Raw genomic sequence first — 15524 nt, 5'->3', positions numbered from 1 at the left:
TCAGCGGCGGCCCGTGAGATAGTATAACGGCCTAAGCGAGCATCAGCGGCTGATACCTTAAGCTTTTCACCAAAGGGGGGGATTCGTGACGACAACACTAAATTTACGAGCGACTTTATCGGAAGTTTGATTACTTCCAATTTCTTCATGTAGACGTGGAAATTGGCTTTTCCAATTATGAACACGTATTGAATCGCCTTGCAGAACATGCGTTGAGCCGTCGCGGAACGCTATCATTAATGCTTTTGTTAATTTAACACCGATATTGTCCATATCGACACCATAGAGGTTGTCATTTGCGTATTTAACGATGTGATAACTTTCTGACTCATCAGGAAATTCATGTTCTTTAACTTGACGTAATGCCTCATGTAAAAAGCCGCCAGTGCCACATGCAGGGTCTATTACTGAATCTAAAGAAGTAATTTCGAGGGCCATTATGCAGGGTCTGATAACGCGTTGAGGCGTTAGGAACTGACCCTCGCCGGATTTGAGGGCACTAGCTCGAAAGATCTGAAATGCTTTGGACAAAACCTCCATGTCATCGCCAAGAACTCGATAAGGACTGAGTTCTGCAACAACTCGATATAATGTTTCATCGGTTAATTGAAGTTCATCTCGATCATCTTGACTAAAAACTCGGTTCTGCTGCCGTGCATAATAATCCTTGAACTGCTTACGAATTTGCTCAGCAGTTTTTATGATTTTTGTTTGCTCATCTCCATAAATACGAAACCGCACTGGCTCATCAGCATGCTTACGTAATGAAAAATGCGCATCATTATCAAGCTTTACAAGCATAACATGAAGCAATTCACGAAGCTGATCTTCGCGTCTAGTTGATCTAGAGTCTTGAACCACGACGGTAGCAACCAAGCGACGTAACGCTGCGCTGAGTTGAACATCTGTGGGAAGCTGAAGCGTGTTCCATGTCAGAGGTTGTTCGGGGGGGTCTAGTTAAATCATCATCTGGTTGCGGAAGAGGAGCACCTTCAACAAACAACCAATCGTTTACGTGTCGCTTATATATCGCCAAACTTGCACTGCCGTTAGTCCAGAAACCTAATTTTGCCATTGGCTCCATCGACAGGTAACGCATTAATTGCTCGCGACCAGAATCAAGATGAGGGGCTTTAAATTCGAAAATTACCTGTAAAGCATGCGATGCCCCACTATTGTCAGCGAAAGCAACAAGATCAGCGGAACCCGCTATGTTGTATTTTTGACCTTTTTCTCGTTTTGATAAGTCATGTGGGGTTGCCGGGATTGGCCACTCTGGCTTCCAGCGAAGGCGGTCATGAGACCAACCAGCAGCTTCAAGTTTTTTGATTACTTTTTGACGAACTGATTCCTCTGGCTTCATCGATATTCCTGTACTACTGCAAAAATGAATAATGCGTATCATAATAAAAAATTGTCATGTTTGGGATAATGAGTTGCTCATTTTTGAGTAACTTCTTTGCTATGTTAATTGCTGATACAACGAAATAGTCCAGCCGAAAGCACTGCCTAGTGTCTAGCGTCTATCTTTGACACCTAGCATATCTGCTACCATAGGCATCCGCGATGGCTACACACAGCCCCTACCGTTCGACACCACCGGTAAAGTGGCGGCGGAGCTGATTAGCAAGGCGGAACTGAAGGTGTATGACAATGCGCCGCACGGCTTTGCGCTGACCCATCAGGACCAGCTGAACGAAGATCTGCTGACGTTTGTGAAGTCGCTGTAAGGCGTTGCCCGGGGGACGTGGGTTCCCCGGTTATCCTTTTTTCCCGTCGTGTTCACACTCGTCGTTACCGACAATACTTTTCCTCCCCTTCTCCCCTTACACTCAAATCACTGAATACATTGCCCGGAAGGTGAAATGAACAGCACTGTCTTTGACGCATTCCGTTGCCTTAATCTGCTGGCGACAGGGAATCGTGCCTTTGGTATTCGTGAGATTGGCCGTGAGATGGGGCTGGATCCGGCGAAAGTCTCCCGCCTGATGCAAACGCTGCTGGCGCTGGAGATGGTGCAGCAGGATGCGAAACGCAAGTACAGCCTGGGGATGGGTATCCACCGGCTCTCGGCCAGCGCGATCCATAACTCAGCGTTTTACACCGCGGTGCTGGAGATGCTGGAGGAGACCGGCAGCCACTCGGTATCGATCGTCGTGGGGGTGCTGAGCGGGAAGAATGTGGTGTATCTCATTCATACGCGTGGGGGAAAAAGCATTGCCAGAGCCATTGGCAACTATGCCTCTTATCCGGTGCATGACTCGGTTATTGGCATTAAATTGCTCGCCGCCATGAGTGATGAAGAGATCGTTGCCCGGCTCGGAAGCCATGATTACCAGTTGCTAAAACGTGATATCGAAGAGGCCCGCCGTCATCAGGTGTTTGGTAAAACCTTTAACGACACAGATTACCGGATGGCCTGCATCATTCCGGGCATGCAGGCCGCCATCGCCCTGTCGAACATTCAGGGCGATAAGCTGGACATCGCGAAGTTACGTGACTTTTTGATCTCCGCCGCGCGCAAAATCAGCGGTGCCGCCCTCCCACAACTGTAGCAGCCTGAAGCAGCGCTCCGCCGTAGTGGCCACCGATTGCCCGGGGCGATAGAGCGCACTGCCGATCCCCACGCTGTCGTAGTAGCGCAGGTAATCGGCGGCGTTATTGACGTCCACGCCCCCCACCGCCGAAAAGCGCACCGGCGCTGACAGCGGGCCCTTGATCAGTTGCGGATAGTTTTCCGGCAGGGCGCTGGCCGGGAAAATCTTCAGCACGTCGGCCCCCGCCTCGCAGGCGCTAAAAATCTCGCTGGGCGTCATCACCCCTGCGCACACCCCCAGCCCCTGGCGTTTTGCCGCGTGGATCACCCGCAGATCGAGGTTGGGGGTGAGGATAAACTGCCCCCCCGGCGGCGGCGCAGATAGCGACATGCTCTGGCGTTAACACCGTGCCTGCGCCCACCGTCACCCCCTCGCCAAAGGCATCACGCAGCCGTTGCAGGCTGGCGATCCACTCCGGTGAGTTGGTGGTGATCTCAACCGTGGTGATGCCATGATCGCGCAGGCAGGCCACCTGCTCCACGCAATCGGCAGGGGTGATGCCACGTAAAATCGCGATAATCCCTGCGCTAGTCATCATGTCGAAATACCTCATTGAGCCCGGCAATCAGCGCGGTTTCCGCCTCCAGGGTGGAACAAGGCAGCCCGATTTGCTCGCAGGCCTGCTGGTAAAGGGGAAGCAAGGCGCGGCTGCCGATAAAACAGACGCGCGTATTTTCCGGGTGACCGCACAGGATCTCGTGCCCAATCAGCAGGCCGGAGAGCCAGCTGGCGGCGCTGGCCGGGTCGAGATCCCCCAGAATGTACCGCCCCCGGCAGCGGAACAGCTCGCTCACCAGTTCGCCCTGCCCGGCCTCGACCGATTGCGCCACGGCAACGCCCTCGCTGAAGGCGCTGGCGGAGGTCACCTGAGGCGGGAGCCCTCTACCCACCACCGAATGATTTAACACCAGGTGATAGAGCTCGCCGGTCATCAGGGTGCGCAGGCCCGTCACGCGCTGCTGCTGGCGGTCAATGGTCATCCATTTGCTGTGGGTGCCCACGGCGGCAAAGGTGCAGGCGTCCGTCAGGGCGATGGCCCCGGCTAACTGCATCTCCTCGCCACGGCAGACTTCGTTGGCCTGCGGATCGCAGATACCGGGTCGCAATGTCAGAGGGTTGCTAAGGATGCCGGGCAGTTCGCGGCCCTTACCCAGCAGGTCGCGGAAGCTAAGCGGCAACGCCATGTAGCCCGCATCGGCAATACCAATATTGCTGCCAATCATGCCGCACAGCAGCACGGGCAGATGCGGGTCCCAGGCGTCTTCCAGCCGCAGCAGCTGTTTACGCAGGATCGACGGCAATTCAGCGCGCTCGCAGGTCGCCACGCCGCAGGTGTCCTGCACGGTGCGGATCACCTGGCCGTCACGCACGGCGATCGCCCGAAAATTACTGGTCCCCCAGTCAACGGCAATGTAATTCATACCCGCGATCCAAACACTGCCAGCGGCAGCGCGTCGGTGAGATCCTGCAACTCGTCGCGGGTGACCGCGTCCAGCCGTTTGGCCGGTTCGCGCACCACGTCGGTGGTGAAGATCCCCGCCCGGTGCAGCACGGTTTTGTGGATCGCCACGCCGATGCCCGGCTGCACGCCATAGCGCAGGAAGGGAAGATAGCGATAGAAGAGCGACTGCGCTTCCCGCGGATTGTGCTGCCAGGCCTGCAAAATCATGTTGATGACGTCCGGGAATTCGCAGGCGGGCATGGTGCCGATCACGCCGCGGCGTAGCTCTTCATAGAGAAAACCGGCGTTCAGGCCGCCGAACAGCCCGACGCTGTCGCCCAGCGCCTGCTTCAGGGCGGTGATTTTCAGCGTGGTGGGCGGTTGCTCCACTTTGATGTACTTGATAGCCGGAAACGACTGGCACAGCGTGACCAGGGTAGCCACCGGGATGTTGACCCCGGTCATCAGCGGCGCGTCCTGAATCATGATGTCGATATCGCAGGCCGCGCAGATATCCCGGTAAAAATTGACGATCTCCTCCGGGCCGGGTTTCACCACCGACGGCGGATTGACCATCGCTACCTGAGCCCCCCAGCGCTGTATCCGGACGATTTCTTCAATCGCCACCGCAGAGGCGGCCCCCCCCGGCGGCGGCCACCAGCGGCAGATCGCCGGTGAGGTTTTTCACGCAGGCGAACAGCGCCTCTTTCTCGTCCAGGGTCAGGGCATAGCCTTCAGAGGCATTGCCGAACAGCGCCAGGCCATCGATGCCCTGTTGCAGGAGGAATTTCACCAGCCGCTCAATCGAGGCGAAATCGACTTCGCCCTCTGCATCAAACGCGGTGGCCAGAATCGGTACGTTGCCTTTTAACATGTTGCCTCCATGACGGCGTCTTCATTGATTTCAATACCCAGCCCCGGCCCCTGCGGCAGCTGGTACGCCCCCTGCTGGCAGATGAGCGGCGTGGTGAGAAGTTGGTTGGCAATCTCAAAGACCGGAGGCTGATACTCCAGCATGTAGAGATTGGGGATGGCGGCTGCGACGTGCAGCGATGCGGCGATACAGGGCGCAAGACCGACGCTGAGATGCGGAGCGACCTTCAGGTTCCAGGTCTCCGCCAGCGAGGCGATGTGCATCAGCTCGCTGATGCCGGTGCGGCCCACGTCCGGCTGCAGAATGTCCGCCGCCCGCTGCTCGATAAAGGGTTTGAACTGGTAACGGGTGCGCTCGGTTTCGCCCAGCGCAATCGCCACCGGGCTTTTGGCCCGCAGCTCACGGTGCCCTGCCACGTCTTCCGGCAACAGCGGCGCTTCGAGAAAACCGACGCCGTATTCGCGCAACGCCGTGGCCAGCTCAGCGGCTTCTGCCACGCTGTAATTCCAGTGGGCATCGAGGAAGATTTTCGCCTCTTCGCCCAGGGTTTCACGTATGGCCTTCACGTTGGCAATGTCCTCCCGCACGCCGTAGCCCAGCGCCAACTTGACGGCATTAAAGCCCTTCTCCTGCCAGCGTTTTGCCAGCTGACAGCGGGCGGGTAGATCCGGCTCCGGCAGCCCGGAAACATAACAGGGGATCGTCTGGCGATAAGCGCCACCAAGCAGTTGCCACACCGGTAGGCCAAGCAGCTTGCCTTTGAGATCCCACAGGGCGATATCCACGGCGGCGAGGGCGTCGATGTGGTACCCGGTAATATGGCCACGATCGCGCATCGCATCGTACATACGCGAGTTAAGCACTGCGCTGGCAAAAGGTGATTGCCCTTCCAGCAGCGGAGCAAAAAGTTGGGTGATCAGTTCCGCGATCACCTGTGGGACCACCGGGGCCAGCGCTTCACCCCAGCCTACGCAGCCGTCGTCGGTGGTAATTTTGACGAGGCAGGTCTCCATTTTGCGCGAGTAGACGCAGCGGTACTCCGGGCGATAGTAGTAATCGCTGTCGTGACCCTCGACGCTCCCCCCCGAGATAGGCCTGCTTTGGGGTAATCTTTAGCGGGAAACATTCAACGTGACGTATTTTCATAACAACTCCGGGAACGGTTAATCCAGCACCTTGCCGGCGGTCTCTTTGGCCAGCCACACGGCAATGAATGAGATAAGCGCGGTGATCATCACGTACCACGCCGGGGAAAGCGGATCGCCGGTTAGCGAGATCAGGCTGGCGGATGCCAGCGGCGTGACGCCGCCGAAGATCGCCACGGTAAGGTTGTAGGCGATGGCGATGCTGCCGTAGCGAATGGCGGTCGGGAACAGTTCAACCATCGCCGCGCCGCAGCCGCCGTTAAACATGGCGACAAAGATGCCCAGCATGCTCATGGCCGCGATGGAGGAACCCACCGACCCCTGGCTCATCACCAGCATTGCCGGGTAAGTGAGCAGGATGAAGCCCCCGCAGCCCATCAGCATCAGCGGGCGGCGCCCCCAGATATCGGAGAGATAGCCGGTGATGGGCATACAGACCGCGACGCTCAGTAATCCGAGCGTGGTGATGAGATAGGCGTCGGTTTTGCTGTAGTGCAAATGGGTCGAGAGATAGCCCGGCATAAAGGACTGCAACACCCAGCTGCTGACCGCTTTTACCACCACGAAGCCGGTGCAGAACAACAAGGCGCGTGAAGAGGTGGAGAGCGATTTGCGCAGGGGCGCTTTCTCCAGCCTGCCGGTCTGTTTCAGCTTTTTAAATTCGCTGGAGTCTTCCATATTTCGGCGCATATACAGCCCGCCTAACCCGAGCGGGGCCGCCAGCAGGAACGGAATGCGCCAGCCCCAGTCGTTCATGGCGCTTTCGCCGAGGGTATGGGTGAGAAACAGCACCAGCCCGGAGCCACAGACGAAGGCCATAAAACTGAAGTTTTCACTCCAGCAGGTGAGCGTGGCGCGACGGTTGGGTTTGGCGCTTTCGGCCAGATAGGTAATGACGCCCGAGCTTTCACCGCCAGCGGCAAAGCCCTGCACCAGACGGGTAATCACCAACAGCACCGGGGCGAGTATCCCTACCTGATGCCAGGTCGGCAAAATGCCCATCACGAAGGTGGAGCAGGAGGTGATGACGATGACGGTCACCAGCACCTTGCGCCGCCCTAACCGATCGCCCATCGAGCCAAAGAAAAGCCCGCCCAGCGGACGCATCAGAAAGCCAGAGCCGAAGACCGCGAAGGATTTCAGCAGGCCGATAACCGGATCGCCGCTGGCGAAGAAGTTGGTGGCGATAATCGCCGCCAGGGTGCCGTACAGTCCAAAATCAAACCACTCGATAAAATGCCCGATGCCCGCCGAGAGCATCATTTTGGTACGGCTTTGGGCAGGTGCGCCCTGCTCTGTAGACGAATAGCCGTCGGTGTATTGAGAATCGGTGTTAGCCATTTAACCTCCCGAGGTTAAGCACGGAGTTAATCTGCGTGATGTGTTTGAACTGAGTGTAAGGAATGCAGGGAGGCTGGCGAGCGAGGGCGCTGGTTGCGTGAGGGATATCAAAGAAGCTGTGAGAGAAATGATTCACATAGTGAAACACCGGTTAAAACACTGACGCCTGCTCAGCAGGCGTCAGGCTTTTTTAGTTTGCCGTCGCCGGGCGATCCAGCCGCCCCTCATCGTGTGTATCCACCGTGCCACTCCGACGCTCCGCCAGCAGCCGGCAGATCTCCGCATGCTTCTCCTCGGTGAAGGTAAAGCGCGACATCACCCCAAGGCGGATCAGCGAGCCTATCGCCGGCAGCAGGCAGATACCGAAGAACAGCCCCGACAGCACGCTGTCGCTCTGGGTTTGCGCCTGCGGCACATAGTCAATCAGGGTCAAAAATACCCCGATTAACCCGCCGCCCACCGCCACCGACATCTTGCCGGTAAAGGTCTGCCCGGAGAAGGTAATGGCCGCGCAGCGCTTGTTGGTGTGGTACTCGGCATACTCAATAGTGTCGGCAATCATCGACGAGGTGAGGATGTTGGTCATCATCACGAACAGGGTGCTGAGGCCGAGCAGGATAAACAGCAGCGCCGTGTGCTGATAGCCGACAAACCACATCACCACGCGCACCGCGATATCCAGCCCGCAGAGGATCATAAACAGCTTTCGCTTCTGCATCCGGCGCGTCAGCATCGGGGCAATCAGGCACACTACCGCCGCCACAATCCCCATAATGCCGATCGCCATCTGCAGGCCGCCATCGCCCATGTTGTAGATAAAGAAGTAGATGTAGATACCGCCCGCGACGTTATGGAATACGCAGAAAAAGAACGAAATCAGGATGACAAACAGCGGCTTGTTCTGACGCAGGTTGTGGAAGGTATCGCGCATCGTCACCTTTTCCGGGCTCGGCGGCACGCGCTCCTTGATCTGCATAAAGCCGTTGAGCATCAGCGGCAGGCCGACCAGCATCATCACCAGGGCTGCCATAAAGTAGCCTTTGTCGTTGCTGTGCTGGGCGAAGAAGGCCGCCAGCTTCGGAAAGAAGATGTTGGCGCAGGCAATCCCGGCATTCACCCCCAGCATCGCCGCCGTCACCGCGCGGGTGCGCTGACCGGAGTCGTTGGTCATCACCGAGGACATCGACCAGAACGGGATATCCGAGATGGCGTACAGCGTCCCCCACAGAATATAGGTCACCCCGGCGTAGAGAATTTTGGTGGTCATGTCCGCTTCGATTTTATAGAACGACAGCAGGGTGACGCCGGTGATCAGCAGCGGGGCAATCAGCATAAAGTGACGAAACTTGCCGAAACGGCTGTTAATGGTGTCCATAATGCTGGCAAACAGCGGATCGTGAACCGCATCCCATGCCCGGGCAATCAGAAAGATGGTGCTCGCCGCCAGGGCGGAGATCCCCAGCACGTCGGTGTAAAAATAGTTAATAAACGAACCCACTAAACCAAAGCTAAAACACTGACCTAAACCATAGCCAAAGTAAGACCACAACTCGCGAGACGGTATTTTCATTGTCATTGCCATAGTGCGTACCTGGTAGCCCGGCGGCGAACCGCCGGGTCGTTATTATTAGACTTGCGCGTTCGGAGCGATATTGCGCAGCTTGCGCATCAGCGCGATTTCCGTGCGTGAGAACGGGATGCCGTTCTCTTCGAATACATCGTGGAACCACAGGCGGCAGTAGTCGGCGGACTCTTTCATCACCACCGGCCACGGCAGCCAGGTCTGGGTTTTGCCGCGCACCAGCCCCCACTGATAGGGTGCGACTTTCGCCATATACATCAGCGGCAGCTGCTCTTCGATGGTGCCGCCCACGTGGCGCGCCAGCCATTCGGTACAGAAGATCGGGCGGCCCAACTGCTGGAGCTGCTGGATAATCGCCGTCATGCGGCCGGTGTTGGTGTAGGCGTGGTAGCTCACCACGTCCGACAGTTCCAGCGCGGTTTGATCCAGCGGGTGCTGATAAAAGGTCTCGCCCTCCTCTTCCGCCGGCAGGCGCCACGCGCAGACCGTGAGCGGCTGGGAAGGAGCTTCTTCACGCGCCCACTGGAAGGCCAGCTTCATCAGGTCATGGGCATAGGTTTCCAGTTTTGCGTCGTACAGCACCTCTTCGGTACCGGTGGCAAAAATGCCGCGGTTGCCCGGCTCGTTGTAGAGATCCCACAGCAGCACGCGCTTATCGTCGCGGAACTGGCGGATAACGTCGCGAATATAGCGCTCAATCTGCGGCCAGCAGTCGGGATCGCAGACCTTGTCACGCCCCGGACTGGCCGCCGCCTGGCTGTTGTGTTTCCCCGCCACGGGTGCTTTTTGCGGCCCGAGGTAGGGCTCATCCCCGGAAAAGCCGCAGTCGTCCATTAACGTCAGCATGGTGCTGATGCCGTGGCTGTCGGCGATGGTAAGGAAGCGATCGATACGCGCCATCAGGCCGTCGCGGTCGTGCTCCCAGACGATAAACGGCAGGTTGATGCGCAGCGTGTTATATCCCGCGTCCGCCGCCCAGCCCAGTTCGCGGTCGATAGTGGTGGCATCGAAGGTCTCTTTTTGCCAGATATCGGTCCAGTTCACCGCCGTGGACGGCAGATAGTTAAACCCGCACAGCCAGCCCTGCTGCTGATACCACGCCTGCGCCTGCGGCTTGCTCCATTGCTCTTTCATCGTTGTTCCTCTTGCTGATAATATTTAGCTAATAAATATTAGCCGAAGCGGGAATGCGCAAATCGTGATGCGCAGAAAAGCGACCGCACTCACAAAGATCGCTGCTGCGTGAAGAAGAAACGTGATCGGCGGCGCTAAAGCGGACAGTTAAGGTATGATGCGATGTCGCAGGAGGGAGAGAACGGATGAAGCGGAAAAACAAAGTCACGATGAATGATATTGCGCGAACGGCGGGCGTGTCGCAGGCGACCGTTTCCCTGGTGCTCAATCAGTCCCGTAACATCAAGCTTAGCGACGAGACCCGCCAGCGGGTGATCGGCGTGGCGACCGAGCTGGGCTACGACCGCCTGCCCGCGATCCATGCCCCGCGCAACCAGGAGGAGATCGCCCTGCTGGTCAGCTCCCTGCAGAGCTACGATCCCTTTATCGATGCCATCAGCCAGGCGCGGGAAGCGGCCTGGCGCAACGAAGCGCTGCTCACCGTGTATGATTACGGCGACGACGTGAAGCTGGCCCTGAACATCATTCGCCAGCTGGAAAAGCGCAACTGTGTGGGAATTATTCTCGCCTCCCCCGTCACCACGCTGGTGGATATGACCGAATTTCAGGACTGCACCCGCATTCCGCTGGTGCTGCTGAACCAGCGCGACCCGGCATCGCCGCTGCTGCCGTCATTTATCCCGGACGACTTCGCCAACGCCTTTCAGGTGACGAAACATCTTATCGCCTGCGGCGCGACGCGCATCGCGCACATCACCGGGGAAAACTGGATGGAGGCTTCCCGCCAGCGGCTGGCAGGCTATCAGGCCGCGTTGCAGCAGGCCGGACTCCCCAACGAAGACCGTCTGGTGCGCCAGACCAACTGGCAGTTCAGCGAGTCTTACACCGCCACCCGGGCGCTGCTGGACCTGGACGAACGCCCGGACGCCATCTTCTGCGCCAGCGACTGGCTGGCGATTGGCTGCTATCAGGCGTTGACGGTCGGCGGCGTGAGGATCCCGGACGATATGCTACTGGCCGGCTACGACGACCAGAAGATTTCCGAGCAGCTTACCCCGTCGCTTACCAGTATTCAGCTGCCTTACAGCGAGCTGGGCCGGCTGGCCGTGGAGTATTTGTGCAATCAGGAAGATGCCGCCACGCACGTGACTCTGGCGGGCAGGCTGAAGGTGCGGGCATCCAGCTCGCGCTAAGCTTCGTCTGAGGTAAACACCATTCCCGAATAAGGCTTCTGCCGACAGGTTGCTGACGGCAAGAATCAGGTGGTTGAGGGCGTGGAGCATGGGGCTAATCCTGGATATGGGTTAAGGTCACTTCTTTAGCCTGGTTATCGACGTATAAATAGACACGATCGCTGCATGTTTCTTTGGGTTGGCACCACACCTCCATTCCACGCTGTTTTCGTTGCTGCCGGATGTACCCTGAACCAGCAAGATAGGCTCGAAGCGGTTCAGGGTCAGTAGCGTCTTTGAATATAATGGCATTTGATGGCGTATATCCATCGCCGGATTGAAATTCGAAATAGTAATTTTGCGAGATTCTTGGCGCGTTTTTAATTTGTTTGTAGGTGAGGGAGTAATAGTTATAACGATCGGCTTCTTTGTAAACCGTCACCCCATTTATGTTGAAAGCGATTAAATAGATAAATATTCCGCCCAGGATTAAAGTGGTGATGGATATAGCAATGAGGAATCTAACAAACGTGGAGAGCATCATCTCATTCCTGTATAGCCAAATGCTGTACCATTTTCTGTAAGGACGTTAACAATGCCAGAGGTAAAATCATCCCAGGGATATAACCATTTCATAAACATCGGAAGCTCAGCGATGTAAGGCTCATGCTTAACACAGGGGTCGTCAGGATCGGGAAAAATGATGGGTTTGAAACCTCGATTTTTAAAAGTACCAATAGCCCCATAATAATCCCAACGCCGTAGTGCAGATTCATAGCTGACAGGCTTTACCTGATCGGTATAGAATCCGGGCCTGATAGCACGATAAAATCCAAACAAATCAGAGACTAAATCTTCTCCACTAAAGCCACTATCAGTATACCAGTTAAATAATCGATAGCTTTGTAAGTCTTCGAAATTCAATGCGGTACTCATCATCATTGCCAACATCATACGATTGATATCTTGCATATCACGGCCGCGTTTGATTTCCCATCTGGCAAACCTCCCAATACCCAGGCGAGTGCAAAATTTTGTTATGTACATATCCTGACGATACATCACGACATAGTAATCTCGCCCGCTTCCTTCACCCTGCATGAACTGTCTTCTTAGATCTTCGACATCATCGCCACGAGCATGGCCCATATCTATCCACCCCAGCACATCGGTGTAAACCAGCCCTCTCAATGAATGTTCGAAGTCGGCACCATCCTTGATATCTTGTCTTGAGCTCACGATGTATATCCTTACAGGAGTAAAGCTCTGATGGTACGTACTCTATTTTATTGTTGTCTATGCCAGGTTTAATTATTCGGAATTTAACCCGAATAATTTTATAACTACGTTATTACGCTTTATTCAGGCGGATTTTATCATTGCATAGGTTGCTTAATTATTTAGGCATTAAGAATCAGTGGAAGTATTCTCTATTGCTCATCAGCCTTTACGCCGGGTGGCGAGATCCCCCACGTGCAGTTCCAGCTTGTGCACGTCCGGGTCGAGAAAGTAGAACGACTCCCCTTCGCTTTTGTTCTCTTTCCAGACGGTGACGCCTGCGTCTCTGAGCTTTTGCGTAAAGGTTTCGAAGTGTTCTGGTTCGATAGAAAAGGCGTAGTGGGTGTAGTCGCTGTTCTGCGGCGGGATGAATTTTCGGGTGTCATCATAAGAGAGGCAGAGCCAGAGATCGCCACAGGTGAGATACGCCCCGGTGTGCCATTCGGCGTGCAGGCGCAGGCCGAGAAGATCGCGCCAGAAAGCGATGCTGGCCGGCAGGTTGCTGACGGCGAGAGTCAGGTGGTTGAGGGCGTGGAGCATGAGGCTAGTCCTGGATATGGGTTAATGTCACTTCTTTAGCATGTTTATCGACGTAAAGTCAGGCATATCAGCATTTACGCCGGGTGGCGGCTTCGCCTTACCCGGCCTACAAAAGCCCGCAATATTAAACCCGATGCATTCCCCGTAGGCCCGTGCAAGCGAAGCGCCGCCGGGCAATGCCGGTTACCCTCTTTTAGCCCATGCGGCACGCATAACCGGAATAAACACTGGCGGGATCACGCCCATTTTGGGCAACGGCGTAGCGATCTCTACGCCCGGCGCAACTGCAAACCACTCCGTATTAAAAGGCAGCTTTTGCAGCCGGTTAAGATCAAACTTCGTCGCCCAACTTAACCCTGCCGTTTCAAGCTGGCTATCGATTACAAACTCGCCTTTGTAGACAGTTTCCGTACGGGATGTGCCGTAGACGATCAGGACGGCATGGAGGTCCGGGAAGACATTCAAAATCAGACCGGGGCGCGCTTTTGGCCCCGGATGACCGAGATCCTCATGTTGAGGAAACTTACACCAGATAATGTCACCGATTGCCGGTAACGGATGGTAATTATTAATCATAAGCATCCTGCTTATTTAAATAATGGAGAGTCCAGATCGTCCTCGGCAATGTCGAGGCCTGACAGTTTTTTGACGGCGGCGTGTTGTGCGTCAGTCAGCGGGCCATCGTCCTGTTGGTAGGCTGGCAGCACCTCTTTCGCGAGGTTGCGTAACGCCTTGTGGACTAACTCGGTCTGGTTCAGGGAGAGCTCAGCCATCAGCCGGGCAAAAGTGTCCTCGCTGACGCCAAACTCGTTATCAACAGAACGGAGCTGGAACAGGAATTTTTTCGGCGCGGTACGGGTTGGGGTGGGCATGATTATCCTCTCTTCTTTACAGCTATATGCAAAGTATATAGAGAGATGAAAAAATGATCCATATAGAATGTATATATCCGTTCCGGCGGCAACATCAGCTGATATTGCCGCCGGATAATATTAGTGCTTCACCATCACATGCCGTACCACGGTGTAATCCTCCAGCCCGTACATCGACATATCCTTGCCGTAGCCGGACAGCTTCTGCCCGCCGTGCGGCATTTCGCTCACCAGCATAAAGTGGGTGTTCACCCAGGTGCAGCCGTACTGCAGGCGGGCGCTCATGCGGTGCGCGCGACCCACATCCTGAGTCCACACCGACGAGGCCAGGCCGTATTGAGAGTCGTTGGCCCACTCCAGCACCTGCTCTTCGTCGTCGAACACAGTGACGCTCACCACCGGGCCGAAGACCTCGCGCTGGATAATCTCATCCTCCTGCTTCGCCCCGGCCAGCAGGGTCGGCTGGAAGTAGTACCCGTTGCCGCCCGCCACGTTTCCGCCGGTCACCACGTGAATATGCGGCAGGGCTTTGGCGCGTTCTACCGCCTCGCTGACGCGGGTGAGATGAGCGGCGGAGCTGACTGGCCCCAGCTCGGTGGTCTCATCCTCCGGGGCGCCCATTTTCAGGCTGGCGACGGCGACGCCCAGTTTTTCCACCAGCGCGTTATAGACCTCTTTCTGGGCATAGATACGGCAGGCCGCGGTGCAGTCCTGCCCGGCGTTGTAGAAGCCAAAGGTACGCACGCCCTCGACCACCGCGTCGATATCGGCGTCGTTAAAGACGATCACCGGCGCCTTGCCGCCCAGCTCCATATGGGTGCGCTTAATCGACGGCGCGGTATGGGAAATGATGTGCTCCCCGGTGGCGATGGAGCCGGTCAGGGAGACCATCCGCACCTTGTCGTGGCCGGTCAGCGGGTCGCCGACGGTTTTACCCCGGCCAAACAGGACGTTAATCACCCCGGCCGGGAAGATATCTTTGGCCAGCTCGGCCAGCTTCAGGGCGGTCAGCGGAGTGATCTCCGATGGCTTGAGCACCACGCAATTCCCCGCCGCCAGCGCCGGGCCCAGCTTCCACGCCGCCATCATCAGCGGGTAGTTCCAGGGGGGCGATGGAAGCCACCACGCCCACCGGATCGCGGCGGATCATCGAGGTGTGCCCTTCCATATACTCCCCGGCGGCGAGGCCGTTCAGGCAGCGGGTGGCACCCGCGAAGAAGCGGAACACATCGACAATGGCCGGGATCTCGTCGTTCAGCACGCAGTGCAGCGGTTTGCCGCAGTTCAGGGACTCCAGTCGGGCGAAGGTGTCAGCGTTCTGCTCAATCACATCCGCCAGCTTCAGCAGGCATTCGGCACGCGCTTTCGGCGTGGTCTGGCCCCACTGGCGGAAGGCGCGATCGGCGGCCTGCACCGCGGCATCCACCTGCTCCGGGCTGGCTTCGGCAATCTCCAGCAGCACCTCGCCGGTGGCCGGGTTATAAACCGGCTGCTTCTCACCTGAACCCGCAATCAGTTCGCCATTGATCAATAAGTTGTCTTGCATAG

General features: G+C 56.6%; 18 protein-coding genes and 2 pseudogenes. 3 read left to right on the top strand and 17 right to left on the bottom strand.

Going from position 1 to position 15524, the window contains the following annotated elements:
* Positions 1–66: 66 nt before the first annotated feature.
* On the bottom strand, positions 67–801 hold the full coding sequence (locus tag AAHB66_RS02615) for an N-6 DNA methylase (RefSeq protein WP_347115120.1): 735 nt from the start codon (positions 799–801) through the stop codon (positions 67–69).
* A gap of 43 nt (positions 802–844) precedes the next feature.
* Positions 845–1363 (bottom strand): hypothetical protein, encoded by a 519-nt coding sequence (locus AAHB66_RS02610; protein WP_347115119.1) that lies wholly within the window; start codon positions 1361–1363, stop codon positions 845–847.
* Positions 1364–1577: 214 nt separating this feature from the next.
* Here AAHB66_RS02610 and AAHB66_RS02605 point away from each other — a divergent pair.
* A pseudogene (locus tag AAHB66_RS02605) lies at positions 1578–1730 on the top strand (alpha/beta hydrolase); the annotation flags it as partial.
* Between the two features lie 135 nt (positions 1731–1865).
* The gene (locus AAHB66_RS02600) at positions 1866–2555 is read left to right on the top strand and encodes a helix-turn-helix domain-containing protein (protein ID WP_347115118.1); all 690 of its coding nucleotides are present in this window, start codon (positions 1866–1868) and stop codon (positions 2553–2555) included.
* On the opposite strand, the gene AAHB66_RS02595 is transcribed toward AAHB66_RS02600, so the two are convergent.
* The 9 genes from AAHB66_RS02595 to AAHB66_RS02555 form a co-directional block, all read right to left on the bottom strand.
* Positions 2493–2864 (bottom strand): hypothetical protein, encoded by a 372-nt coding sequence (locus AAHB66_RS02595; RefSeq protein WP_347115117.1) that lies wholly within the window; start codon positions 2862–2864, stop codon positions 2493–2495. The two genes, AAHB66_RS02600 and AAHB66_RS02595, sit on opposite strands and share 63 nt — an antisense overlap.
* A complete protein-coding gene (locus tag AAHB66_RS02590; RefSeq protein WP_347115116.1) occupies positions 2794–3135 on the bottom strand; it encodes a hypothetical protein in 342 nt (113 codons plus the stop codon). Before AAHB66_RS02590 ends, AAHB66_RS02595 begins: the two co-directional genes overlap by 71 nt.
* Positions 3125–4018, bottom strand: coding sequence for a 2-dehydro-3-deoxygalactonokinase (locus AAHB66_RS02585; RefSeq protein ID WP_347115115.1), 894 nt, complete (start codon positions 4016–4018; stop codon positions 3125–3127). The genes AAHB66_RS02590 and AAHB66_RS02585 overlap by 11 nt, the downstream gene beginning before the upstream one ends.
* Positions 4015–4665 (bottom strand): dihydrodipicolinate synthase family protein, encoded by a 651-nt coding sequence (locus AAHB66_RS02580; RefSeq protein ID WP_347115114.1) that lies wholly within the window; start codon positions 4663–4665, stop codon positions 4015–4017. The genes AAHB66_RS02585 and AAHB66_RS02580 overlap by 4 nt, the downstream gene beginning before the upstream one ends.
* A complete protein-coding gene (locus tag AAHB66_RS02575; protein WP_347115113.1) occupies positions 4655–4912 on the bottom strand; it encodes a dihydrodipicolinate synthase family protein in 258 nt (85 codons plus the stop codon). The genes AAHB66_RS02580 and AAHB66_RS02575 overlap by 11 nt, the downstream gene beginning before the upstream one ends.
* Positions 4906–5925, bottom strand: a complete 1020-nt coding sequence (locus AAHB66_RS02570; protein WP_347115112.1) for a mandelate racemase/muconate lactonizing enzyme family protein — start codon at positions 5923–5925, stop codon at positions 4906–4908. The genes AAHB66_RS02575 and AAHB66_RS02570 overlap by 7 nt, the downstream gene beginning before the upstream one ends.
* Positions 5926–6075: 150 nt before the next feature.
* Positions 6076–7320, bottom strand: coding sequence for an MFS transporter (locus AAHB66_RS02565; protein WP_312806083.1), 1245 nt, complete (start codon positions 7318–7320; stop codon positions 6076–6078).
* 268 nt (positions 7321–7588) lie between these two features.
* Positions 7589–8980 carry an MFS transporter gene (locus tag AAHB66_RS02560; protein WP_312806068.1) on the bottom strand — a complete coding sequence of 464 codons (1392 nt, stop codon included), beginning with the start codon at positions 8978–8980 and terminating at the stop codon, positions 7589–7591.
* 45 nt (positions 8981–9025) lie between these two features.
* Positions 9026–10114, bottom strand: coding sequence for a cellulase family glycosylhydrolase (locus AAHB66_RS02555; RefSeq protein ID WP_312806070.1), 1089 nt, complete (start codon positions 10112–10114; stop codon positions 9026–9028).
* 185 nt (positions 10115–10299) lie between these two features.
* Between AAHB66_RS02555 and AAHB66_RS02550 the strand changes: the two genes are divergently transcribed.
* Complete coding sequence (locus tag AAHB66_RS02550) at positions 10300–11307, top strand: LacI family DNA-binding transcriptional regulator (protein ID WP_312806072.1); 1008 nt, start codon at positions 10300–10302, stop codon at positions 11305–11307.
* Between the two features lie 94 nt (positions 11308–11401).
* On the opposite strand, the gene AAHB66_RS02545 is transcribed toward AAHB66_RS02550, so the two are convergent.
* The 6 genes and pseudogenes from AAHB66_RS02545 to patD form a co-directional block, all read right to left on the bottom strand.
* Complete coding sequence (locus AAHB66_RS02545) at positions 11402–11830, bottom strand: hypothetical protein (protein ID WP_347115111.1); 429 nt, start codon at positions 11828–11830, stop codon at positions 11402–11404.
* Positions 11827–12525, bottom strand: coding sequence for a hypothetical protein (locus AAHB66_RS02540; protein ID WP_347115110.1), 699 nt, complete (start codon positions 12523–12525; stop codon positions 11827–11829). The genes AAHB66_RS02545 and AAHB66_RS02540 overlap by 4 nt, the downstream gene beginning before the upstream one ends.
* A gap of 201 nt (positions 12526–12726) precedes the next feature.
* Complete coding sequence (locus tag AAHB66_RS02535; protein WP_347115109.1) at positions 12727–13104, bottom strand: VOC family protein; 378 nt, start codon at positions 13102–13104, stop codon at positions 12727–12729.
* Positions 13105–13287: 183 nt separating this feature from the next.
* Complete coding sequence (locus AAHB66_RS02530) at positions 13288–13680, bottom strand: type II toxin-antitoxin system PemK/MazF family toxin (protein ID WP_347115108.1); 393 nt, start codon at positions 13678–13680, stop codon at positions 13288–13290.
* Positions 13681–13691: 11 nt separating this feature from the next.
* On the bottom strand, positions 13692–13976 hold the full coding sequence (locus tag AAHB66_RS02525; RefSeq protein WP_106996114.1) for a hypothetical protein: 285 nt from the start codon (positions 13974–13976) through the stop codon (positions 13692–13694).
* Positions 13977–14096: 120 nt separating this feature from the next.
* Positions 14097–15522, bottom strand: a pseudogene (gene patD / locus AAHB66_RS02520) (aminobutyraldehyde dehydrogenase).
* Positions 15523–15524: the final 2 nt, after the last annotated feature.

It is taken from the genome of Leclercia sp. S52, from assembly GCF_039727615.1.
GTDB lineage: Bacteria > Pseudomonadota > Gammaproteobacteria > Enterobacterales > Enterobacteriaceae > Enterobacter > Enterobacter adecarboxylatus_B.
This window is presented reverse-complemented; position numbering and strand designations above follow the sequence as displayed.